The sequence below is a fragment of the Shewanella sp. BJSY2023SW005 genome, from assembly GCF_047314585.1.
GTDB lineage: Bacteria > Pseudomonadota > Gammaproteobacteria > Enterobacterales > Shewanellaceae > Shewanella > Shewanella algae.
Map to the genome: position 1 here is coordinate 73,848 of NZ_JBKORJ010000063.1, position 23,272 is coordinate 97,119.

Below are 23,272 nucleotides of genomic sequence, written 5' to 3' on the forward strand. Positions count from 1 at the left end.
CGGGTTCTCCTTAATGATGGTGATGATGCTCTTGGGCTGCAGGAGCATCATTGGGGGATTTTACTTCGAGTTCGATATTGAGGGTTTCACCATTGGCAAAACTCAGTGTCATAGGCACTTTTTGCCCCAGCTCTAACGGTGCCTTGAGCCCCATGATCATGATGTGATCGCCGCTGCTTTGCAGCGTCAACTGGCCATGCTCAGGCAGCGGGAAAGCCGCCACATGGCGCATTTTAACCAGGCCATCTTCCTCAATCAGGGTATGCAGCATGGCTTCACGGGCCACTGGGGTGCTGGCAGAAACCAGCTCAGTCGCCGCGCCATGGTTGCTGAGTGTCAGATACGCCGCCGTATTGGGAACAGAAGCGGGCATGGCCCGGATATATCCTTGTTCGAGCATTATGTTCGAGGCGAAGGCGCTGGCACTGATGCCGGCCAGCAAGATAACTTTAAACAGTTGTTTGAATATCGCCATCTATGTCTTAAACTCCATGTAAAACCCATTTCGTCAGCAAAGGAAACAACGAATGAGCACGATTCAGGTTCAGGATGAGCAGGGTGTACGCATCATACGTTTTAACCGTCCGGATAAACGTAACGCCCTCGATCTCGATATGTATAAGCAGCTTACAGAATACCTGATCCAGGGGGAAGCGGACAACGAGATCCGTGCCTTTCTGCTGACAGGCAGTGAAAACTGCTTTACTTCAGGCAATGATGTGGCGGATTTTCTCAAGCAGCCGGATCTGGGCCCCAACCACCCTGCAGTGCGATTTCTCTTTTGCCTGCTGGAGCTGAAAAAGCCCTTGGTCGCCGCTGTCAGCGGAGCCGCTGTCGGAATCGGTACCACGCTGCTGCTGCATTGTGACCTTGTCTATGCCGATAACACAGCCCAGTTCCGCTTGCCCTTTATCGACCTGGCACTGGTGCCTGAAGCCGGCTCCAGCATGCTACTGCCTGAATTGGTCGGCTATCAAAAGGCCTCTGAGCTGCTGTTGCTGGGTGAGAGTTTCGATGCCGAAACGGCGCTGGATCTCAAACTCATCAACCACATGTTGAGTCCGGCAGAACTCTTCCCTTATGCGCTGGAAAAGGCCAAAGCCCTGGCTTCCAAGCCACCTCAGGCGCTGCAACTCACCAGACAACTTATGCGGCCACACAAGAGCCGGGTACAACACCAGATGCATCAGGAGTTGGAACTCTTCGGCCAGCGTCTGCAGAGCGATGAAGCCAAAGCGGTTTTCCGCCAGTTTCTCAACAAAGGTTAAATCATCGAGGCTGAATCCAATGTTGCTGAGGCTGGGCTGACACCAAGCCAGTCGCAGCAACACTACTCCTGCCATTGACTGGACTTGCCTATTCCCCATACTGCCAATGCCAAAACCAGCACGGGCCAAATCATTGCAAAGCCGCTGATAAACATCAGTAATGCCGCAGCAACACAAAGTACACACACCACCGCCAACACACTGAAAGTCATTGCGGCCCACACCAATGCCAGCATCGCGGTTATCAGGGTCAACACCCAGCTCCAGTTCTCGGCATCCAGCCATAAAAACGGGCTACCCCAAATCCCCACTGACATAAACTCGCGGCTGAGCAGAGAGACCATAAGGATCAGCGCGCCGACTATGCTCCATACCAGTAACTGAGACAGCAACCTATATCTTCTGTGCTTGTTTCGACTCTTGTTATACATACTCATTTCACCCACTTGGGCCACAACAGTGCCAGGGCAAAGTAAGCCGTCAACCCGAGCAATGGGTGCATCAGAGTGATGACTGCGGCAACAATTCGTGTCCAGAATACCGACCAGCCAAAACGCTCGGCCATATCGCGACATAGGCCACAGACGATGGAAGAATTTCCCTTGAGTGTACGTTCCAAATCAAACATAACTGACTCCGATTATCTCGTTAACTGTATCTGCCGGGCACTGCAGGCTAACAACGCCACCAGGGTGTAGCCAAGCAACGGCAGAAACATCAGTAGTGCCAAGGTGCTATTTATCCACATAGGCACCTCAATCGTTGGCTTGGGTCAGAACACTGGTCTCCACGGGTAATTCGGTGATCTGACTCAGGGTTTCTTGAGTCATCTCGTCGCTCAGTTGGGCCACGCTACGCTCCAGTTCCTGTTGCAGGGAGGCCAGCATTTCACGCTTGGCACTGAGCAACATGGTCTGGGCCTGTTGACTCAGGTTCTGTTCAACAGCACTGAGGATAGGTTGAGTAGGCAGTACATCGGCCTGGGCTGAAACACTGGCTGAAGCCAAAACAACGCCAAGAAGCAAAGATTTAATAGTCAGGTTGGAAGTTTTCATGCTTGTCATCCCTTTCTGGTTAAGCTGAACGGGTCAGCGGTCAAGATGACTAATTCAAAGGGCGTGCCAACTGGGAAAAATTTCCATTAAAGATATGATATTAAATGAAATAAAAAATAAAAACGGTCAATCATTAACACAGAATGACTGACCGTAACAGCACAAAAATACAGCAATTTTCTATCTATTGGTAAAAAGCACTATCACCATAGCGATTTTCACCACTCGGGTATTACAGCAAGGTCAAACTCCGCTGTGCATCATTTCACGAGCCTTAAGCAGCACTTCGATGCCAGCCCCCGGCTTGTGGGCATTCTCGCTCAAATGACGGCGCCAGCTGCGAGAACCAGGGATCCCCTGATACAGGCCTGTCATGTGTCTGCTGATATGATTCAAGCGGCCACCCGACTGCAGATGAGCTTCCACATAGGGCAGCATGGCATCCACCACCTGATCGCGACTCATAACCTGGCTATCGAGGCCAAAGATCTTCTGATCCACCTCGGCCAACAGATAGGGATTTTGGTAGGCTTCTCGCCCCACCATCACCCCATCCAACTGGGACAGATGGGCATGCATCTCTTCAAAGCTCTTGATACCACCGTTGATGCTGATATGCAGGCCGGGAAAATCCTGCTTCAATTGATACACCCGGGGATAATCCAATGGCGGGATCTCACGGTTTTCCTTGGGACTAAGCCCCTGCAACCAGGCCTTGCGAGCATGGATGATGAAAGTATCGCAGCCGGCAGCACTCACCTTGGTAATAAAGTCACAAAGAAATTCGTAGGAATCTTTGTCGTCTATGCCGATACGGGTCTTGACCGTCACCGGGATATCCACCTTCTGGCGCATGGCTTCGACGCAATGGGCCACCAGCTCGGGCTCTTCCATCAAACAAGCACCAAAGCGGCCGTTCTGTACTCTATCCGATGGGCATCCCACATTGAGGTTAACTTCGTCATACCCCCTTTGCCAGGCGATTTCGGCGCAGCGCGCCAGATCCTCAACATTGGAGCCACCCAGTTGCAATGCCAGCGGGTGCTCTTCCTGGTTATAAGCCAGATAATCGCCCTTGCCATGCAGTATCGCGCCTGTAGTCACCATCTCAGTGTAGAGCAGCGTCTGACTCGACATCAGCCGGGCAAAGTAACGATAGTGGCGGTCTGTCCAATCAAGCATGGGGGCAATGGAAAAACGGCGGTTGGCATCGATAGGGCTTGGCATTAACGGATCCGGTACGCAAAAATGGGCCGCTATTTTACCCTCTGCGGCCATAAAACGACAGCTGCAGATAAATCCCACTCATAAACCCGAATCAAAGGTCATTCTGTTGCCGCCGAAGACTTTTGACCCGAGTTAATCAAACTCTGTCTCTATCCCGGCATAAATCAACAACATTTCAGCCAGCGAGCTCACCTGCATGCCCTTCATCAGGTTGGATCTGTGGATCTCCACTGTGCGCATGGCGATGCAGAGTTCGTCGGCTATCTGCTGGTTCTTATAGCCCTTGGCGATGAGATGCAATATCTCTTTCTCTCTCGGAGTCAGCGCCTGGTAGATGCCTTGCAGCTTTCGGCGTTTGGCGATTTCGGCAGAGTGACTCAGCGCCTTGGTGACCGCCTCGGCCAGGCGAGCACCATCGGCGGGCTTTTGAAAAAAGTCCACCGCGCCGGATTTAAGCGCATCCACCGCCAGCGGCACGTCGCCATGGCCGGTGAGAAAGATCACCGCCAGCGGGCTATTACGCTCATTGAGCAGCTGCTGCAGCTGCGCCCCACTGAGCCCAGGCATACGCATATCGAGGATCAGGCAGCCGGGCAGATCCAACAGCTGCGCCTTGAGAAAATGCTCTGCATCTTCAAAGGCCTGCACCTCAAAACCATAGCCTTCCAGCATAAAGCCCAACGAACGCCGCACCGAATCATCGTCATCCACCAGATAGACTGACTGACGCTTGTCATCGGTCGGTGAACTGTTTTGGGCAGCAAATTGTCCCGGCATTTTTCTTTCTCCTTGGCAAAACGAGTTTAAGTCAGCACCACTGTGACCAGACAACCGCCCTCAGGCGGCTGCAGCAGACTGATGCTGCCGCCATGGCTCTCGGCGATTTCGCGGCAGATCACCAGCCCCAGCCCCAGGCCATCTGTCTTGGTACTGGTAAAGGCCTGCATCAGGCTCTTGCCGTCCAGTTTAAGCCCAGGGCCATTGTCCTGCACTTCCAGCAAGAGCTTGCCGGGCTGGGATTGATAATCCAGCCGCAGCGCAATAATTCGCTCGGCTTTAGGCTCTTCAGCCAAGGCTTCGATGGCATTCTTAAGCAGATTCAACAAGAGTTGCTGCATGGCGACCGTATCCAGTTGCATGGGGCTTTCTTCGCCGACAATCTGCCAATCGACGCGGATCGCTTGTTTCTCCAGTTCATGCCCCAGCAGAGTCAGCGTCTCGCTCAGCAAGGGGCTGAACGGCTGCAACTGTTTTTGCGGCGGGCGCTTTTTCAAAAGCCCCCTGAGCCTTTGAATGATACCGTGGGCGCGGCCCACTTCCGCCTGTATCTGTTCCAGTGCCAGGGGCAACTTGTCCAGTTGCCCCTGTTTCAGCCTGACACTGGCGCCGTGGCAATAGTTGCCTATGGCCGCCAAAGGTTGGTTCAGCTCATGGGCCAGGCTGGCGCCCAGTTCACCGGCCACCGCCGCCCGCTGGGCATGTTCCAGCAGACTGAGGTTTTCACTCAGTTGCCGTTGGGCCTTGGCCAGTTCCCGGCCGCGGCGGCTGAAACTGTATTCGAGCCAGAAGTGATAACCGTTGAGCAGCACCAGCAGCGCCAGCAAGCTCCAGCCCCAATGACTGTGGGCCTTGAGCCACTGCAGCGCCCTTTGCCACCAAGGCGCCTGCAATGGGTGCAGGTCCAGATCCTTGAGCAGCTTATCAATGGCCAGTTGACTAACCGCCGTGGTCCACCCCAGCGAGCCGGACATTTTGGCCGCCTCACTGTCCTCCGGCAGTGCCAACAGGGCCAGGGTCAATTGCTTGGCCAGCCCCTGGCCGGCACGGCTGGTCTTGGCCATGGACCAGTTGGGATAGAGGCGGGTCGACACCTCGCAGGCAAACCCTGCCGGCGCCTGGTTATCCAGCACCCGATAGTGCCCGGCATCGATAAGCCCCTCCGCCGCCATCTGCTCCAACTGGCAGACTGGCACCACGGCGGCGTCTATGCTGCCATCGCGCAGGCGATAGAGCAGATTATCCAGCGGAAACCCCAAAGATTGGATCTCGGCCACATAGCTTGGCAGGTCTATCTGCTTGAGCCGCGCTTCATACACCAAGGTCAGGTAGCCGCCGAAGGCCTGGGTCGAGACTATCCCCAGGCGCTTGTGCCTGAGATCTTGCAGATGTTGCAGGCTGGACTCGCTTCTTACCACCAGCGCCGAACCCACCTGCATCGGCTCACCGGCATTGAGGCGGCTCTTGAGGGTCGCCAGCCAGCTTAAGGAATATTGCCGCGCCAACAGCACAGATTGGCCCGGATTGGTGATCACAAAGTCCAGCTCCTGGGCGGCCACCGCCTGCGACAGCTGCTCCAGCGTCAAAGGGTGCAGGCGAAAGTAATATCCCGGGATCTGCTGCTCGAGCCAATTCATGGTGGGTTGCCAGCGGTTGATGCTGTCGCTGTAGCCACGGGTAGCCAACACACCTATATCCACCACCGCCTTATCGGTCAGCGCTCCTGTTGTCATCGCTGGGCCTGATAGCGGCAAAGGCTCAGTCGCTGCCGCAGCTGACGGCCAATGGCCGAGCAGTACAGCCGCAAACAGATAACACAGCAGATACAGGGTTCTCATCTCTTGGTTTTAGCTCCGGTTAGGAAATCTTGCGGCCACAAGCGGCTGGGTCAGCATCAGTCTGCCCGCCATTCTAGCCTCAATTTCTTGCGCTGGATCAATAGCGGCCCCGATATGTGGAAAACCACTATAGAGACCAAGGGCGCCAGTTGCCGAGAATACAGGCAACAGGAGCCCGGTGGGTTTCCAATCACCGCAAGACTCAGGAGTCTGTATGGACAAGAGTAAACGTCAACTACTGGGGCAAATCGCCGCCATCAGCGCCGGAGCTGCGTTTTTGCCCGTCGCCCAGGCGTCGACCGCCAAGCCCCAGGCAGCCAGTGGCAAACGCTATGGCATGCTCATCGATCTGCGCCGCTGCGTCGGTTGCCAGGCTTGTACTGTCGCCTGCACCATAGAAAACCAACCCCCATTGGGACAGTTTCGTACCACAGTCAACCAGTATGAAGTGACCCAAGGGCAGGAAAGCGCCTTTATGATGCTGCCCAGGCTCTGCAACCACTGCGAAAACCCACCCTGCATCCCGGTTTGCCCCACTGGCGCCACATTCCAGCGCCAGGACGGCATAGTGGTAGTCGACAGCCACTGGTGTGTCGGCTGCGGTTACTGTGTTCAGGCCTGCCCCTATGATGCGCGCTTTATCAACCATGACACCAACACCGCCGACAAGTGCACCTTCTGCGCCCATCGGCTGGAGGCGGGCTTGCTGCCGGCCTGCGTCGAAACCTGTGTCGGTGAAGCCAGGATCATCGGCGATCTCAACGATCCCGGCAGCCAAATCAGTCGCATGCTGGCCGAGTACAGAGACGAGATCAAGGTACTCAAGCCCTCGGCCGAAACCTCGCCCTGCGTATTCTATCTGGGGATGACAGCCGCATTTGAAGAAAGGATCCGCGGCGAAGCACCGGTTCGCAGCCTGATGACCGCCACTGGAGAGGAGTTGCACCATGGACATTAAAGAGATCTTGACCCCGGATATCGCCATCACCTGGTTACCCTGGGCGGTGCAGTACTTCTTTATGATGGGACTGGCCTATTCCGCGGTGTGGATTGCGGCGCTGACCATTATCCGCCCCGGCGCCCAAGATAAGCGCCTGCTGACACTCTGCGGCAGCCTGATCCTCAGCACCGCCATAGTGGCACCTGTGGCACTCTTGGCCGATCTGCACCAACCCGCCCGCGCCTGGCACTTCTATATGCAGCTCAGACCGGATTCCTGGATGTGGTATGGCGCCTGGTTACTGCCGCTGTTTATGGCAGCGGCGCTGGCCTTTGCCTACCTCTTGCTGCGCCCTTCCCTTCCGACTCAGCCCAAAGATGGCTGGAGCCGCCTGGGATATTGGTTACGCCTGGGGAACTGGCAAGGTGAGCCCTGGCTCAAGCCTCTGGCCTGGGTTGCCCTGCTCAGCGGCCTGAGTATCGCCCTCTACACCGGCATGGAAACCATGGCCATCAAGGCCAGACCGCTGTGGCACAGTTACTGGCTGCCTCCCCTGTTTGCCGCCAGCGCCCTCGCCGCCGGCAGTGGCATGTTGATTTGGCTCAACCGCCTGTTCAATGGCCATAAGCAGGAGACCGACAAACAGCTGCTGCTCTGGCTGCGTGGCTCCTTCGCCCTGTTTGCCCTGTTGCTTATCGGCTGGGCTCTCAGTGGCGGCAACAGCGCCAATGAAGCCAGATTACTGCTCGGCGACAGCCCCAGTTGGCAACTGGCCGCTATCTGGGTGCTGGCAACCCTGGCCTTGTTGGCGCTGCTGCTGGCCTTCAGACATCTGCCCCGCTGGGCCTTGCTGTTTGGCAGCTTTGCCGCCATCCACCTGGCTTGGGGCTTTCGCTGGCTGGTGCTTATCCAGGCGCAGACAGATCCCAAGTATGGCGCCGGCACCTACTTCTATGAACTGCCCTGGGGCCCACAGGGGCTGCTGGGGATCCTGGGTACCTTTGGCCTATGGCTGGCCCTGATCACCCTGATTTCCGAACTGATACGTCAGTCTGCCACCGGACTGAAAGGAGCCGCATAATGGACAAGAGTAAACGCCGTTTTATCAAAGGGGCTGCCATCACAGGTGGTACCGGACTATTTGTTGCAGGCTACAGCCACACCCTGACCCAGTTGGGCAAGGGCCTGGTCAATGGCAGCTCGGGCAAAAATACCCAAGAAGCGATTCATGGCAACTCGCTGGCACCTGAGCTCAGGGTTGACCTGAATAGTGGCCAACTGAGCGCCAATGACAACCAGCGTCTGGCCAACACCATGTGTTTCGGCTGCTGGACCAAATGCGGGGTACGGGCCCGTATCGATAATGAAACCGACAGCATTATCCGTATCAGTGGTAATCCTTATCATCCGCTGTCGGCCCGTGAACACCTGGACTTTGACACCCCGGTGCGCGATGCCCTGGTGTCCACCAGCGCCTGGCAGGAGCAGGGGCTTGCCGGGCGTTCCACCGCCTGCGCCCGCGGTAACGCCATGCTGGAATTATTGGACAGCCCCTATCGGGTAACGCGCTGCCTGAAACGGGTCGGCCCCAGAGGTTCGGGCCAGTGGCAGAGCATAACCTTCGAGCAGTTGCTCAAGGAGGTTGTCGAAGGCGGCGATCTGTTTGGTGAAGGCCATGTGGATGGACTCAGGGCGATTCGCGATCTCAACACGCCTTTGGATCCCGCCAACCCTGAATACGGCCCCAAGGCCAATCAGCTGTTGGTCAGCAACGCCTCGGATGAAGGGCGGGACACGCTGATAAAACGCTTCACTTTCAACAGCTTCGGCACCCGTAACTTTGCCAACCACGGCTCTTACTGTGGCTTCAGCTATCGGGCCGGTGCCGGCGCCTTGCTGGACGATCTGAAAAAGTACGCCCACTTGAAACCGGACTGGGATCATGCCGAGTTTCTGCTGTTCATCGGCACTTCACCGCAGCAGTCCGGCAACCCCTTCAAGCGCCAAGCACGGCAAATGGCCAATGCCAGGGTCAACAACCGCAACTTCAGCTATGTTGTGGTTTCGCCCATGCTGCCCAACACCTCCAACCTGGCATCGGCACCGGACAATGTCTGGTTGCCGATCCGCCCGGCCACAGACGCCTCGCTGGCAATGGCCATGCTGCGCTGGATCATCGACAATCAGCGCTACAGCGCCGAGTTTCTCAGCGCTCCCAATGCCAAGGCCGCCAAAACCGCCGGTTTCCGCGGTTTCAGTAATGCTGGTTTCCTGGTGCATTCAGACCAGGCGCATCCGAGATACGGCCAATATCTGCGCGCCAGCGAATTGGGTTTGGCCTTCAGCGGCAAGCCATTCGGTGATGAAGACCCCTTGCTGGTACTGGACGCCGTCAGCGGTGAACCCATGGCCGCCGAGGTCTGCCCCAAGGCGCAGCTCGAAGTGGACCGCAGACTCACAGGCCCAAATGGCCAGAGCCTGGCCTGCAAGAGCAGTTTCAGCCTGCTGGCCGAATCGGCCCGGCTCAAGACATTGGCGCAATACAGCGCCGAATGCGATGTGCCGGTCGATGAGATTGAGGCCCTGGCTAACAAGTTCACCAGCCATGGCAGCAAGGCGGCGGTGATCAGCCATGGCGGCACCATGAGCAGCGATGGCTTCTATACCGCCTGGGCCATCATGATGCTCAACGCCATGATAGGCAATATCAACCAAAAGGGCGGCGCGCTGGCCAAGGGCGGCACTTTCCCGGCCTTCGGCAAAGGCCCGCGCTACAATCTGGCCGAGTTTGACGGCATGGTACAGCCCAAGGGAGTATTCCTGTCGCGCTCCCGTTTCCCCTATGAAAAAAGCTCGGAATACAAGCGCAAGCAGCAGGCCGGTGAGTCGCCCTACCCGGCCAAGGAACCCTGGTTCCCGATTTCGGCGCCCATGCTGAGCGAGCATCTAACCGCGGCGGTCAACGGTTACCCCTATTCGCTCAAGGCCTGGATCAACCATATGGGCAACCCTGTCTACGGTCAGGCCGGGCTCGGCGCCGCCATAGGCGAAAAACTCAAAGACCCCAAGGTGCTGCCGCTGTTTATCAGTATCGACAGCTTTATCAACGAAACCACAGCACTGTCCGACTATATAGTGCCGGATACCCTCACCTATGAGTCCTGGGGCTGGACCTCGGCCTGGCAGGGCACAATGACCAAGATAGCCACCGGCCGCTGGCCGATAGTCAAACCCAGGGTGGAACACACAGTGGATGGCGATCCCGTGTGTATGGAAAGCTTTCTTACCCGGGTTGCCATGGCGCTGGCCCTGCCCGGCTTCGGTGAAAATGCTGTGCTGGCCCATGATGGCACACGCCACCCGCTGACCCGCGCCGCCGACTTTTCTCTCTACGGCGCCGCCAACGTCGCCTGGTTGGGAGAGAAAGTCCCCGCCATCGGCAAGGAAGATCTCTATTGGTCCGGGGTTGTCAGGATCATTCCCGAACTCAAGGCCCGTCTCGGCGAAGAGGAAGCATCGAGAGTCGCTTATCTCTATGCCCGCGGTGGCCGTTTCGAATCAATGAACAAGGCCAGGGACGCCGAAGGCAACCCCACCAAGGTCTGGCCCAAGCCGATGATGTTATGGAACCCTCAGGTGGGCAGTCGCCGTCACTCCCAGAGCGGCGAGTTTCTCAGTGGCTGTCCGCGCAGCTATGGTCAACGTCTGGCCGATGGCACAGAACTCAGGCAAGCCTTCGACCGCCAGTCCTGGCCCATGTTGCTGTCGAGCTACAAGTCGCACACCATGAGCTCCATGAGTATCGGCTCTGACAGGCTCAGGCAGGTGCACCCCAATAATCCGGTGCGGATCAATAAAGACACGGCCCAAAGATTGGGGATAGCCACAGGGGATACAGTGAAAATCAGCACCCCCAACGGCAGTGTGCTGGCACTGGTGGAATGCGTCGCCGGCGTGCATCCCGAGTGCATCGCCATTGAACACGGCTTTGGTCACAAGGAGCTCGGCGCGCGGGCATTCAGCATAGATGGCAAGCAGGTTGCTGCCAATCCGCTGATCCGCGCCGGGGTTAACCTCAACGATCTCGCTGTGCTGGATCCCAGCCGTTCGGGTTCCTACCCTCTGGTGGATTGGGCCAGCGGCGCCTCGGCGCGCCAGGGGTTACCGGCAAAAATCGAAAAAGTCTCCTGAAGCTCGCTCTGTGCCCGGTTTTTATGCCGGGCACAGTTTTTCCGGGCAAGAAATCGCCACAGAGCCCAAGCCATTGTTCTAAGCTAATAAGAGTGTGATCCAGTGGGCGGGAGTGAAACCGCTTATGGATTAGCCTTACGCTATCTGCACTTCCCTAGGCAGCAAGAGGAACAAATCCGGCATGAATGTCACTTTTATCAATCCCTTTCTTCAGTCACTTCTCAATGTGGTTTCCACCATGGCCAACATGCAGTTGACCCCGGGCAAGCCCAGACTCAAGACAGACAACCTGGCCAAGGGCGATGTCTCCGGGCTTATCGGTATGGTGGGCCCGCAGACCAAAGGGTCGCTGTCGATCACCTTTGAACAAGGGCTGATCCTGGAGATAATGCAAAATATGCTGGGAGAGAATCCCGGCAATATCAATGAAGAAGTGACAGATCTGGTGGGGGAAATCACCAACATGGTGACCGGCGGCGCCAAGAACCTGCTGTCGGACAAGGGCTATGAGTTTGAAATGGCCACCCCTGTAGTGGTTTCCGGCATAGGTCACAAGATTTCCCATCAGGCCCAGGGCCAGAAGATCATCATGCCTTTTGTCGCTCCCAAGGGCTCGGCCTACATAGAGATCTGTTTCGAGAATCAGTAATGACAAAGGGCGCCGAAGCGCCCTTTATTGTTTACCAACTCAATGGCATGACTCACTCAATCGAGGCAGACGGCCACTCTGGGGGTCAACTTGGTCACCAGTTCATAGGCCACGGTTTCGATATGAGCCGCCACCTCTTCCACCGGTAATGCCGGGCCCCACAAGAGGGCATCATCACCGACCGCGTCCCGGGCATCCGGCCCCAGATCCACAGTCAGCATATCCATGGACACCCTGCCAACCACAGGTACCCGGCGACCATTGATCAGCACAGGTGTGCCCTCGGGGGCGTTGCGTGGATAACCATCACCATAACCTATGGCCACCACGCCGAGGCGGGTATCCCTTGATGAGCGCCAAAAACTCCCGTAGCCCACGCTCTCTCCGGCCTTATGCTCGCGCACGGCTATCAACTGTGACACCAGACTCATGGCCGGTTGCAGGTCGTGGTTGGCGCCTCGGTCACCGACAACAGGCGACACCCCATAGAGGGCGATACCCGGGCGGATCCAGTTTTGCTGGCTGCTGGGCCAGTAGAGGGCACCGGCCGAGTTGGCCAGACTGCGGTCTCCATCCAACCCGGCGGTGAGCTGGTTGAAATGCTCCAACTGCTTGCGGGTATAGTCATTGTCCGGCTCATCGGCGCAGGCGAAATGGCTCATCAGATTGATGGGCTTGGCCACTTGCGGGCAATCCAGCAGCCGCTGATACACCTCGCTAAACTCGTCGCTGCGAAAACCCAATCTGTGCATGCCGCTGTCGACCTTGAGCCACACAGTTACCGGCTTATCCAGCTTGGCCTGCTCCAGCATCTGCAACTGCGACTCATGATGCACCACAGTGTCTATGTCATGCTTAACCAGCAGAGGCAACTCAGTGCTGCGAAAAAAACCTTCGAGCAACAACAGCTTGGCCGTTACACCACCGGCCCTGAGCTCCAACGCTTCTTCGAGCCGCGCCAGACCGAAGCCGTCGGCACTGCTCAGACTCTTGGCCACGTTCAGCGAGCCGTGGCCATAGCCGTTGGCCTTGACGACAGCAATAACTTTGCTGGCGGGTGCGATCTCACGCAGCCTGGCCAGATTATGTTGCAGCGCCCGGCTGCTAATCTCTGCTCTGGGAAAGGGTTTCAAAGCTTACCTTCAATCTTGGATTGGATGGCGCGCTCTCTGGCCGCGCCGGGAAAACCGTCCGCAGAGGTTTAGTCCTCTTCAAATTGCGGACCGGCGTAATTGTCAAAGCGGGAGAACATCCCCTGGAAAGTCAGCCTGACCCGGCCGATGGGGCCGTTACGTTGCTTACCTATGATGATCTCTGCCGTGCCTTTATCGGGCGAATCGTCGTTATACACCTCGTCACGATAAATAAACATGATAAGGTCCGCATCCTGCTCGATAGAGCCGGATTCACGCAAGTCAGAGTTCACCGGGCGCTTATCGGCCCTTTGCTCCAATGAGCGGTTCAGCTGCGACAGAGCGATCACCGGGATCTCCAGCTCCTTGGCCAAGGCCTTGAGCGAGCGGGAGATTTCAGCAATTTCCAGGGTCCGGTTATCGGCCAGCGCCGGCACCTGCATCAGCTGCAGGTAGTCGACCATGATCATAGACAGACCGCCGTATTCCCGGGCGATACGCCTGGCCCTGCTGCGCACTTCGGTCGGCGTCAGGCCCGAGCTGTCATCGATATACATCTTGCCCTGCTCGAGCATGATCCCCATGGTAGAGGACACCCGCGCCCAATCATCATCATCCAACTGGCCGGTACGTATCTTGGTCTGATCCACCCGGCCAAGCGACGCCAGCATACGCATCATGATCTGTTCCGAGGGCATCTCGAGACTGAAAATAAGCACTGGTTTGTTTTCATTGAGCGCCGCGTATTCACACAGGTTCATCGCAAAGGTGGTCTTACCCATGGAAGGACGGGCCGCGACAATGATCAGGTCACCGGACTGGAAACCTGCAGTCATCTTATCCAGATCGGAGAAACCGCTGGATACCCCGGTCACACCGTTGTGCGGGTTGTTGTACAGCTGCTCAATCTTGTCGACGGTTTTTTCGAGGATGGTCTTGATCCCCTCCGGGCCCTCGTTGGCGTTGGCGCGCTGCTCGGCTATCTTGAACACCTTGGTTTCGGCCAAGTCCAGCAAGGCGCCTGAGTCCCGCCCCTCAGGGTTGTAACCGGCATCGGCAATCTCATGTGCCACCCGGATCATCTCCCGCACCACGGCACGCTCGCGCACGATTTCGGCGTAGGAAAGAATATTACCGGCGCTGGGGGTATTCTTGGCGATCTCACCCAGATAGGTAAAACCACCGGCATCTTCCAGCTCGTCAGTCAGTTCCAGTTGTTCTGAAACCGTAATCAAATCTATGGGTTGGCCGTTTTCTACCAGCTTTTGCATGGCACCGAAAATCAGCCTGTGGGAACGGGAGTAAAAGTCTTCTCTGACCACGGCCTCGGACACCTTGTCCCAGGCCTCTGCATCCAGCATCAGTCCCCCGAGCACGGATTGTTCCGCCTCAATGGAATGGGGGGGCAGCTTGAGCGCGTCAACCTGGACGTCTCTTCGCTTGTCTTTGGCCTTAAAGGCACCTTGCTGTTGCATAAATCTCCAACTCTCCAACAATCAGGCAAAATGTGATATAAAACCCGGTTCAATCAGAACAGGAATTTTACACCTACAATAACCTGTTTTTCATATCCAAACGGACACTAACAATAAATAAGGAATGAACATGCGCAATGCATTGGCTGCAGCCTTGGCGCTGACCTCTGGCCTCGCCATAGCCGATGAAGGGCAGTGGCAACCTTACCAAATGCCCTCTATTGCCGACAAGCTCAGTGAGCGCGGCATCGCCATCCCGGCAGAGCAACTGGCCGATCTCGGAAAGTATCCCATGAACGCCGTGGTGGGCCTCGGCTATTGTACCGCCAGTTTCGTCTCACCCCAAGGATTGGTTGTCACCAACCATCACTGTGCCTATCGGGGTATCCAATACAACAGCACCAAAGAACACAACTATCTGGCCGACGGCTTTTTGGCCAAAGAACAACGCCTGGAGCCTTCGGCCGGCCCCAACGAGCGCCTCTATGTCACCGAGGCGGTCACAGATGTCACAGATAAGATAACTGCCAATCTGCCGACCGAGCCACTGGCGCGTTATGAAGCCATCCAGGCCAACAGCAAGGCGCTGGTCAAAGAGTGTGAAGCCGACGACAACTACCGCTGCTCAGTACGTAGTTTCCACAATGGACTTGAATACTACCTGATCAAACAGCTGATTATTCGCGATGTGCGCCTGGTTTATGCGCCACCCGAGAGTGTTGGCGGTTTCGGTGGCGACATAGATAACTATGAATACCCTCGTCACAGCGGCGACTTTACCTTCCTCAGGGCTTATGTCGGCAAGGATGGCAAACCGGCAGCCTATGCCGAGGATAACGTGCCTTATCAGCCCAAGAGCTTCCTCAAGGTCAATGCCGATGGCGTTAAGGCCGGTGATGGCGTGTTTGTGGCCGGTTACCCGGGTTCAACCAGCCGCTACCGCCTGACCTCAGAGCTGAGATTCGCCAGCGACTGGCTCTATCCGACCCAAGCCGCCCGCTATCAGGCCAAAATCGACACCATTGAGGGCATGGGCGCTTCCGACAAGGATATCGCCATCAAGTATGCCGGGACTCTGGCCGGCATGGCCAACCGGATGAAAAAACTCAACGGCTTATTGGATGGCTTCCACGCCACTGACATCGCCGCCATCAAGCAGGTCGAGGAAAATGCCTTCCGCGACTGGCTGGCCAAAGATAAAGACGCACAGCCGCTGACGGCACAACTGAGTGAGCTCGAACAACTGCTGGCCGAGCAACAGCACAAGTATCAGCAGAGCTACTATTTTGACAATGCTCAATCCAGTGCCCTGCTCGGCGCCGCCAAGCAGCTTTATCGCCTGGCCAAAGAAAACCAAAAACCGGATGCCGAGCGCGAAGCGGGTTATCAAGAGCGTGACATGAAGATGTTCGCCGCCCGTCTCAAGCGACTTGACTCCAGCTTCGATATCAGCGTCGACAAAACACTATGGCAAATGGATATCGACGCCTACCTGGCGCAGGATAACCGGGTCGCCGTGATGGATCAGTTGCTGACACCCGAGCAAGGTATCAGCCTGGGCGACAAGCTCGAAGGCATGTATGCCCTGACCGAGCTGACCGACCAAGAGAAACGCCTCGACTGGATGCAGGCCAAGCCGGAAGCCTTTGAGAGCAGCAGCGATCCCTTCATTCGCATGGCAGTGGCCCTGTACGACACCAATATGGCGCAGGAAAAAGCCGACAAGGAACTGGCCGGTAAGCTGTCCATCGCCCGCCCCGCCTACATGAAGGCGATCATTGCCTATAACAAGGCCATGGGTAAGCCTGTCTATCCGGATGCCAACGGCACCTTAAGGATCAGCTATGGTATGGTCGATGGCTATCAGTCCCGTGATGCGCTCTACAAGCAACCCTTTACCAAGCTGGAAGGGATAGTCGCCAAGCACACAGGTGTCGAGCCCTACAATGCACCGCAGAAGCTGCTGGATGCCATCAAGCAGGGACGACTGGGCGAGCATAAGGTGCAGCACTTGTATCAGGATCCTCGCAGCTGGTTGTGCCGCCTGTTCTCCTGTCTGGATAACCCGGCCGAGTTCAACTCTGTACCGGTTAACTTCCTCTCCAGCGTGGATACCACAGGAGGCAACTCGGGCTCCCCCGTGTTTAACGGCAAGGGCGAGCTGGTTGGCCTCAACTTTGACTCCACCTATGAAGCCATCACCAAAGATTGGTATTTCAACCCCACCATCACCCGCGCCGTGCACGTAGATATCCGCTACATTCTGTGGATGATGGATGAAGTGGATCATGCCGACAACCTGCTCAAAGAGCTGGAACTGGTGCGCAACTGATAGCCACTAATCTGCAATAACCCAGAAAACACCCGCCCCGGCGGGTGTTTCTGTAGTTATAGGCAATCCAGTCAGCAGCGGTTCTGCCAGAGATAGCCACAGTAACTGTGGGTAAATGACAGTGTGCTTAAGTTTGGCATTAGCAGGCGAAGAAGAAAGGGGAAAAACCGTCGGCCCCGGCCAGCAAACAGGCATAAAAAAACACCGCCCGGAGGCGGTGTTTTTCTAGTAAAAGCCGGGATTAAGCTTCAGCAACAACAGTTACTTTAACTACCGCTTTTACTTCAGTGTGCAGCTGAACTTCAACTTCGAAGTCACCAGTGGTGCGCAGAGCGCCCAGTGGCAGACGCACTTCGGCTTTGGCCAGTTCAACGCCGGCAGCAGTTACTGCGTCAGCGATGTCACGGGTACCGATAGAACCGAACAGCTTGCCTTCGTCACCGGCTTTAGAAGCGATAACAACCGCTTCCAGAGCAGAGATCTGCTCTGCACGAGCAGTGGCAGCGGCCAGGTCGGCAGCCAGCTTGGCTTCCAGCTCAGCACGACGAGCTTCGAAAACTTTTACGTTCTCAGCGTTGGCAACAACAGCTTTGCCTTTTGGCAGCAGGTAGTTACGAGCGTAACCGGCCTTAACTGATACCTGGTCACCCAGGTTGCCCAGGTTTGCGATTTTATCAAGCAGAATAACGTTCATTATCAATTCCTCTAGCTAGAACAGTGCCGATTACTGATGCAGATCAGTGTATGGCAGCAGTGACAGATAACGAGCACGCTTGATAGCGCGAGCCAGTTGACGCTGATACTTGGCAGAAGTACCAGTGATACGGCTTGGAACAATCTTACCGCTTTCTGTGATGTAGTTTTTCAGAGTAGCGATATCTTTGTAATCGATCTCCGTAACACCTTCAGCAGTGAAACGGCAGAACTTACGACGACGGAAATAACGTGCCATTTGACAGTCTCCTAATTTTTCAATTCGACATTTTCGGCGTGTAACACCAGTCGGCTTTGGCCATTGCGACTCTGTTGTAGAGCCAGAAAACCACTGACTTGGATATCCACACCCGCTTTCAGCTTGTCTGCTACGCTCTTGAAGCGTTCACCACTCAATATCACTTGAAGTTGGCAGTAGACGTTTCTGGGCAAATCGGCCTCGAAACGCTGCGACCTGTGTTCCAGTTGAAGTACCGTGTGAGGTATTCCAGCCGGGCTATCAAAGTGTCTGGACCGAATGACGGTACCGGACAACACCAAGTGATTGGTGGTCACAGAAAAACTTACTCAGCGCTTGCTTCAGCGTTTTCTTGGGTTTCTTCAGCAGCTTTTTCGCTAACGGCGCTGCGACGTGAATCGCGCTCGTCTTTAGCTTTGGCCATTGGAGATGCTTCAGTGATGGCAGCTTTAGTGCGCATCACCAGGCTACGCAGAACGGCGTCGTTGAAACGGAAAGCAGTTTCCAGCTCTTCAACAGACTCTGCAGTGGTCTCAACGTTCATCAGAACATAGTGAGCCTTGTGCAGATCCTGGATTGGGTAAGCCAGTTGGCGACGACCCCAGTCTTCCAAACGATGGATTTGACCGCCAGCTTCGGTGATAACACCTGTGTAGCGCTCAATCATACCTGGTACTTGTTCACTCTGATCAGGGTGAACCATAAATACGATTTCGTAATGACGCATTTAGTGCTCCTTACGGTTATCTAGCCTCGTTGTTGGCTCAGTCAGACCAAATTGAGGCAAGGAACGAAAATTAATGTGACTGAATTAGGCGCGAAATAGTACATAAAGGCCGCGGTAAACTCAAGCAATAACTTTGCCTCGGCCCCATGAGCAGGTATTATGTGACGCTAAATTTATGGCAGTCACAGCAAAAGACATAAGAATAATGACAAGATCCTCTGTATTGGCGTTATTGTTTGCGCTACCGACTTCGGCGTGGGCCTTGGTGCCTCCGGATTATCGCGAGCCTCCAAGCGACTTCACCGCTGAGATTGAGGCCGGCTTTCAGCTCAACACAGGTAACACAGATTCAAGCAGTTTCAACGGTCGTACCAAGTTGGTTTACGACACGGAAAACGCCAAACAGGAAGGAACCCTCAAGGCCTATTTCGCCTCTGACTCTGAAAAAACCACAGCCGAAAAATACGATCTGCAGCTGCAGTCCAACTACAAACTCAACGGCGGCTATATCTTTGGCCGTGGTGAATTCATCTGGGACAAGTTCGGTTCCTACACAGAGATCTACACGGTTTCCAGCGGTTATGGTTTCGATGCCATCAGCACCCGCCGTACCAAGTTGAGTCTCGAAGTCGGCCCGGGTTACCGATACAACATGCCAATAGAAACTGATGCGGCGCCGGATCCTGTGGCCGAGAAAGATGTGATCCTACGGACCGCGGCCAAGTTTGAACAGAAGATCCACGAGTACACCAGCTTCACTGCCGACCTGACCGCCGAGGTGGGCGAAAATAACAATACTCTGGCACTGGACATGGGCTATAAAAACACCCTCTTTCAGGACTGGGCCTTCAAGATAGGCTTCAACGTCAAATATACAGAAGTGGTACCGGAAGGCAGTAAGCAGACAGATACCATCACCACCTTCAACCTGCTCTATACCTTTCAGTAACTCCCGCGCTTGAAGAGCTCTTTCAACTAAAGAGCTCCAAGAAAACGCTCCAGGATTAACGCGGCGCGCTTTTCACCGCGCTCAAGCGCCTGCAAGTAGAGATAGATGGCGATTTCATGCCGCTCCAACAGACGAAAGGCTGCGCCGTACTCAGAGTTGCTCTCGGCATCATCCGCCCACTTGGCATATTTTTGCTGGTAAGGTTCAACCCAGAGAAGCAGCGCCGCAAGCAGTTTATGCCAGGGAAGCTTAAGCCAACTGTCCACTTCTTTGTGCGCCTGCATGCGCACTTGCTCCAACAACGCCTCATCCAGACTCGTCAGCTCAGGCAGCAGTTTCAGCAAAGCCTTGGCAGTATATTGCTCCACCTTGAACAGTAGAGAAAACACGGCTTGGCTTTCTATTAAGTGGCTTTCAGTTAACTGACTTTCTGTTAACTGGCTCTCGGTTGCCTGAAAATGATAATCCCGGCCCAGGCGCTCGAAGAACGCCATGCCATAGATTTCACCCAGATAGCCTTGTTGCAGTTGCATGAGATACGGGCCGGCACTGCTATACAATTCATGGCCCGTATTCTCAAGAGAGGCTGCCATATTCGGCAGTTAGAGGCGCTGACGCACAGCTTCGAACAGGCAGATACCTGTTGCCACCGACACGTTCAGACTGGAGACACTGCCAGCCATAGGAATAGAGATCAGGGTGTCGCAACTTTCGCGGCTCAAGCGTCTCAGCCCCTTGCCTTCGGCGCCCATGGCAATGGCCAGAGCCCCCTTGAGGTCGGCCTGATACAGGGTGCTGTCGGCCTCGCCTGCAGTGCCGGCAATCCACACGCCCCTTTCCTGCAAACGCTTCATGGTACGCGCCAGGTTGGTCACCTGAAACAGCGGTACTGTCTCGGCCGCGCCGCAAGCCACCTTGCTGACGGTCGGCGTCAGCCCCACTGAGTTGTCTTTGGGCACTATGACGCCGTGAACCCCGGCCGCATCGGCATTTCGCAGACAGGCCCCCAGATTGTGGGGATCTGTGACACCATCCAGGATCAGCAAAAATGGCGAGTCCGTCTTGTCTAATAAGGCTTCCAGATCGTTTTCGGTCAAGACTTTGGCCGGACGCACCCGGATGATGATCCCCTGATGCTGAGTACTTTCGGCCTTGTCATCCAGTGTCTTGCGGGACGCCTGCTGGGCGCGAATGCCCCACTGAGCCGCCATCTCCAACAAGGGCTTGACCCTGTCATCCTGACGACCACTGAGCAGCCACATTTCCAGCACCCGCTCCGGAGCGTGTTTCAGCAAAGACTCGACCGCGTGAATGCCAAACACCAGTTCCTGTTTTTTCATTTACTTCTTTCTCTTGACTCGTTTGGCTGCCTTGGGCTTTTTCGCCCCGGCGTTGCCGGCAGCCTTGGTTGATTTGCTCTTGGCGGATGCGCCTGTGGACTTAGACTTGGCGCTCCCTTTACCTGCCGGCTTCTGTGCCTTGGCCGAGCGGCGGGCTCCTTCAATATTGACCCTTTCCCGTGCGGTCAGCGGCTTACTCTTGCTGCGGCCTTTACGGCGCTGGCTGCGTCCCTCTTCGTCCACCATCAGCAAGTCAATCTGTCTGTCGTCCAGATTGACCGAGGCGACTTTAACCGTCACAGCGTCGCCAATCTGGTAGATCTGCCCTGAGTGCTCACCTATCAGGCGCTGGCGCATGGGATCATACTGGAAGTAGTCGCTGCCCAGGGTGGAGATATGCACCAAGCCGTCAATAAATAGCTCATTGAGGCGCACAAACAGCCCGAAGCTGGTGACGGAAGCCACCACCGCATCGAAGGTGTCACCCACATGGTCCTGCATAAACTCACACTTGAGCCAGTCGGAGACGTCACGGGTGGCTTCATCGGCGCGGCGCTCGGTGTTGGAACACTCTTCGCCAAGCTGATCCAGCTCATCGAGCTGATAGTGATAGCCGCCGTCCGGGGTCCACTTGTCGCTCGCTTCACCACGCTCTTTGGCGAGCAGGTAACGGATCACCCTGTGCAACACCAAGTCAGGATAACGGCGAATCGGCGAAGTAAAGTGAGCATACTCCTCCAGCGCCAGACCAAAGTGGCCTTCATTGTCCGGTGTGTAAGTCGCCTGGCGCATGGAGCGCAGCAACATCACCTGAATGAGTTCGGCATCGGCGCGACCCTGGACTTTTTCCATCAGAGCCTGGTAGTCACTGGGTTCGGGTTCGAGACCGCCACCCATGGAGAGCCCCCGCTCAGCCAGAAACTCCTTGAACTGAGTCAGCTTCTGCTCGGATGGCGCTTCGTGCACCCGATAGAGGACTTCACCCTTGTGCTTTTTGACAAACTTGGCCGCCGCCACGTTGGCGAGGATCATACACTCTTCGATGATCTTGTGCGCCTGGTTACGGGCTCTGGGCACTATCTTGTCTATCTTGCGCTGCTCATTGAAGATGAACTGGGTTTCCAGCGTCTCAAAGGCGATGGCGCCACGGTTGGCCCGCTGGCTATCGAGCGCCAGATACAGCTCCTGCAACACCTTGAGATGCGGCAGTAAAGGCTTATGCTCTTCCAGGCCTTCTTCGCCTTCCAGCATGGCCGCCACCTGGGTATAGGTGAAACGGGCGTGGGAATGCATCACCGCCGGATAGAACTTGTAGCCGGATAACTTACCCGACGCCGACACTGTCATCTCGGCCACCATACAGAGACGGTCAACTCCCGGGTTCAGGGAGCACAGGCCGTTGGAGAGCTTTTCCGGCAACATGGGGATCACCTGTGACGGGAAGTACACAGAGTTTCCTCGGGCACGGGCTTCTTGATCCAGCGCCGATTGAGTACGCACATAATAGCTGACATCGGCAATGGCCACCCACAGGCGCCAACCGCCGCTGCGCTTGCGCTCGGCATAGACAGCATCGTCAAAGTCGCGAGCATCTTCACCGTCTATGGTGACCAAGGGCAGTTGCCGCAGGTCGACCCGACCTACCTTGTCCTCTTCCTGCACTTCATCGGATATTTTGCGCAGTTTCTTTTCGATTGCGGCAGACCAGGTATGGGGTAGATCATAGTTGCGCAGGGCAATTTCTATCTCCATGCCCGGCGCCATCTCTTTACCCAGCACCTCAACCACCTTACCGGCGGCTTTGACATAGCGCCCCGGCCTGCGGGTGAGTTCCACCACCACAACATCGCCCTGACGGGCGCCGTTGCGATCGGCGTTGTCTATCAATATTTCCTGGGTAATACGCTTATCATCGGCAATAACAAAGGCCATGCCACAATCGACATGGAAACGCCCCACCAAGGCGGCGGTTCGCTCGGCGACCAAGCGCACTATGCGAGCTTCGCGGCGCCCCTTGCGATCGACTCCAGCCTTCTGCGCCAACACCTTGTCGCCATGGAAGTATCTGAGCATGTCACCATGGTTGATAAACAGGTCATCACCGCCTTCATCGGGACGGAAGAAGCCATAGCCATCTCTGTGGCCCAGCACAGTGCCCTGGATCAAGTCCATCCGCTCCGGCAGGCCATAACACTGGCCGCGGGTAAATACCAGCTGACCATCGCGCTCCATGGCACGCAGCCGACGCCGCAGCGCCTCGAGTTGTTCTTCGTCGGAGATGTTGAGGGCCGTGGCGATCCGCTCACGATTCAGGGGAGAGGTCTGCGAGCGCAGATATTCCAATATAAATTCCCGGCTGGGGATGGGGTTGTCGTACTTATCTTGTTCTCGCTCAAAATGAGGATCTTTTATCATTCAA

The 23,272-nt window shown here is 55.9% G+C and carries 23 protein-coding genes; 7 read left to right on the forward strand and 16 right to left on the reverse strand.

Annotated features, from left to right (window positions below):
- Positions 1-10: 10 nt before the first annotated feature.
- Complete coding sequence (locus tag ACMHXI_RS20155; protein WP_071239108.1) at positions 11-475, reverse strand: copper chaperone PCu(A)C; 465 nt, start codon at positions 473-475, stop codon at positions 11-13.
- 52 nt (positions 476-527) lie between these two features.
- Here ACMHXI_RS20155 and ACMHXI_RS20160 point away from each other — a divergent pair, with 52 nt between their 5' ends.
- Complete coding sequence (locus ACMHXI_RS20160; RefSeq protein WP_219014398.1) at positions 528-1,268, forward strand: enoyl-CoA hydratase; 741 nt, start codon at positions 528-530, stop codon at positions 1,266-1,268.
- A gap of 62 nt (positions 1,269-1,330) precedes the next feature.
- Here ACMHXI_RS20160 and ACMHXI_RS20165 read toward each other — a convergent pair whose 3' ends face one another.
- From ACMHXI_RS20165 to ACMHXI_RS20190, 6 genes are all read right to left on the reverse strand, one after another.
- Positions 1,331-1,705: a hypothetical protein gene (locus ACMHXI_RS20165; RefSeq protein WP_129585965.1), complete on the reverse strand. Its 375-nt coding sequence runs from the start codon at positions 1,703-1,705 to the stop codon at positions 1,331-1,333.
- Positions 1,702-1,896: a PspC domain-containing protein gene (locus ACMHXI_RS20170; RefSeq protein WP_025009353.1), complete on the reverse strand. Its 195-nt coding sequence runs from the start codon at positions 1,894-1,896 to the stop codon at positions 1,702-1,704. The genes ACMHXI_RS20165 and ACMHXI_RS20170 overlap by 4 nt, the downstream gene beginning before the upstream one ends.
- Before the next feature lie 127 nt (positions 1,897-2,023).
- Entirely contained in the window at positions 2,024-2,323 is a 300-nt protein-coding gene (locus tag ACMHXI_RS20175) for a hypothetical protein (RefSeq protein WP_025009352.1), read from the reverse strand.
- Between the two features lie 243 nt (positions 2,324-2,566).
- Positions 2,567-3,550 carry a tRNA-dihydrouridine(20/20a) synthase DusA gene (gene dusA / locus ACMHXI_RS20180; protein WP_413735942.1) on the reverse strand — a complete coding sequence of 328 codons (984 nt, stop codon included), beginning with the start codon at positions 3,548-3,550 and terminating at the stop codon, positions 2,567-2,569.
- A gap of 132 nt (positions 3,551-3,682) precedes the next feature.
- Positions 3,683-4,327: a response regulator transcription factor gene (locus tag ACMHXI_RS20185; protein ID WP_107352376.1), complete on the reverse strand. Its 645-nt coding sequence runs from the start codon at positions 4,325-4,327 to the stop codon at positions 3,683-3,685.
- A 26-nt stretch (positions 4,328-4,353) separates the two neighbouring features.
- Complete coding sequence (locus ACMHXI_RS20190) at positions 4,354-6,165, reverse strand: PhnD/SsuA/transferrin family substrate-binding protein (protein ID WP_345862966.1); 1,812 nt, start codon at positions 6,163-6,165, stop codon at positions 4,354-4,356.
- A gap of 214 nt (positions 6,166-6,379) precedes the next feature.
- Here ACMHXI_RS20190 and dsrO point away from each other — a divergent pair, with 214 nt between their 5' ends.
- The 4 genes from dsrO to ACMHXI_RS20210 all read left to right on the forward strand — a co-directional run bounded on the left by dsrO (position 6,380) and on the right by ACMHXI_RS20210 (position 11,945).
- Positions 6,380-7,123, forward strand: coding sequence for a sulfate reduction electron transfer complex DsrMKJOP subunit DsrO (dsrO, locus tag ACMHXI_RS20195; RefSeq protein ID WP_345862968.1), 744 nt, complete (start codon positions 6,380-6,382; stop codon positions 7,121-7,123).
- Positions 7,113-8,186 (forward strand): NrfD/PsrC family molybdoenzyme membrane anchor subunit, encoded by a 1,074-nt coding sequence (gene nrfD, locus ACMHXI_RS20200; protein ID WP_345862969.1) that lies wholly within the window; start codon positions 7,113-7,115, stop codon positions 8,184-8,186. Before dsrO ends, nrfD begins: the two co-directional genes overlap by 11 nt.
- Positions 8,186-11,296 carry a tetrathionate reductase subunit A gene (locus ACMHXI_RS20205; protein ID WP_413735945.1) on the forward strand — a complete coding sequence of 1,037 codons (3,111 nt, stop codon included), beginning with the start codon at positions 8,186-8,188 and terminating at the stop codon, positions 11,294-11,296. Before nrfD ends, ACMHXI_RS20205 begins: the two co-directional genes overlap by 1 nt.
- A 181-nt stretch (positions 11,297-11,477) precedes the next feature.
- Positions 11,478-11,945, forward strand: coding sequence for a chemotaxis protein CheX (locus ACMHXI_RS20210; protein ID WP_028779668.1), 468 nt, complete (start codon positions 11,478-11,480; stop codon positions 11,943-11,945).
- A gap of 56 nt (positions 11,946-12,001) precedes the next feature.
- On the opposite strand, the gene alr is transcribed toward ACMHXI_RS20210, so the two are convergent.
- Both alr and dnaB read right to left on the reverse strand, forming a co-directional pair.
- Positions 12,002-13,078 carry an alanine racemase gene (gene alr, locus ACMHXI_RS20215; protein ID WP_208185155.1) on the reverse strand — a complete coding sequence of 359 codons (1,077 nt, stop codon included), beginning with the start codon at positions 13,076-13,078 and terminating at the stop codon, positions 12,002-12,004.
- 68 nt (positions 13,079-13,146) lie between these two features.
- Complete coding sequence (gene dnaB / locus ACMHXI_RS20220; protein WP_025009346.1) at positions 13,147-14,553, reverse strand: replicative DNA helicase; 1,407 nt, start codon at positions 14,551-14,553, stop codon at positions 13,147-13,149.
- Between the two features lie 130 nt (positions 14,554-14,683).
- Here dnaB and ACMHXI_RS20225 point away from each other — a divergent pair, with 130 nt between their 5' ends.
- The gene (locus ACMHXI_RS20225; RefSeq protein ID WP_208185156.1) at positions 14,684-16,885 is read left to right on the forward strand and encodes a S46 family peptidase; all 2,202 of its coding nucleotides are present in this window, start codon (positions 14,684-14,686) and stop codon (positions 16,883-16,885) included.
- 241 nt (positions 16,886-17,126) lie between these two features.
- On the opposite strand, the gene rplI is transcribed toward ACMHXI_RS20225, so the two are convergent.
- From rplI to rpsF, 4 genes are read right to left on the reverse strand one after another with little or no spacing between them, the layout of a single operon-like run.
- Complete coding sequence (gene rplI / locus ACMHXI_RS20230) at positions 17,127-17,579, reverse strand: 50S ribosomal protein L9 (RefSeq protein WP_025009345.1); 453 nt, start codon at positions 17,577-17,579, stop codon at positions 17,127-17,129.
- Between the two features lie 30 nt (positions 17,580-17,609).
- Positions 17,610-17,837, reverse strand: coding sequence for a 30S ribosomal protein S18 (gene rpsR / locus ACMHXI_RS20235; protein WP_025009344.1), 228 nt, complete (start codon positions 17,835-17,837; stop codon positions 17,610-17,612).
- An 11-nt stretch (positions 17,838-17,848) separates the two neighbouring features.
- Positions 17,849-18,154, reverse strand: a complete 306-nt coding sequence (gene priB / locus ACMHXI_RS20240) for a primosomal replication protein N (RefSeq protein ID WP_028779665.1) — start codon at positions 18,152-18,154, stop codon at positions 17,849-17,851.
- Between the two features lie 8 nt (positions 18,155-18,162).
- Positions 18,163-18,564: a 30S ribosomal protein S6 gene (rpsF, locus tag ACMHXI_RS20245; RefSeq protein ID WP_025009342.1), complete on the reverse strand. Its 402-nt coding sequence runs from the start codon at positions 18,562-18,564 to the stop codon at positions 18,163-18,165.
- Between the two features lie 205 nt (positions 18,565-18,769).
- Here rpsF and ACMHXI_RS20250 point away from each other — a divergent pair, with 205 nt between their 5' ends.
- On the forward strand, positions 18,770-19,513 hold the full coding sequence (locus tag ACMHXI_RS20250) for a YdiY family protein (protein ID WP_025886868.1): 744 nt from the start codon (positions 18,770-18,772) through the stop codon (positions 19,511-19,513).
- Between the two features lie 26 nt (positions 19,514-19,539).
- Here the strand turns inward: ACMHXI_RS20250 and ACMHXI_RS20255 are convergent, their stop codons facing one another.
- The 3 genes from ACMHXI_RS20255 to rnr all read right to left on the reverse strand — a co-directional run bounded on the left by ACMHXI_RS20255 (position 19,540) and on the right by rnr (position 23,268).
- Positions 19,540-20,046, reverse strand: a complete 507-nt coding sequence (locus tag ACMHXI_RS20255) for a hypothetical protein (RefSeq protein WP_208185157.1) — start codon at positions 20,044-20,046, stop codon at positions 19,540-19,542.
- Between the two features lie 69 nt (positions 20,047-20,115).
- A complete protein-coding gene (gene rlmB, locus ACMHXI_RS20260; RefSeq protein WP_025886866.1) occupies positions 20,116-20,853 on the reverse strand; it encodes a 23S rRNA (guanosine(2251)-2'-O)-methyltransferase RlmB in 738 nt (245 codons plus the stop codon).
- Positions 20,854-23,268 carry a ribonuclease R gene (rnr, locus tag ACMHXI_RS20265; RefSeq protein WP_028779664.1) on the reverse strand — a complete coding sequence of 805 codons (2,415 nt, stop codon included), beginning with the start codon at positions 23,266-23,268 and terminating at the stop codon, positions 20,854-20,856.
- Between the last annotated feature and the right edge of the window lie 4 nt (positions 23,269-23,272).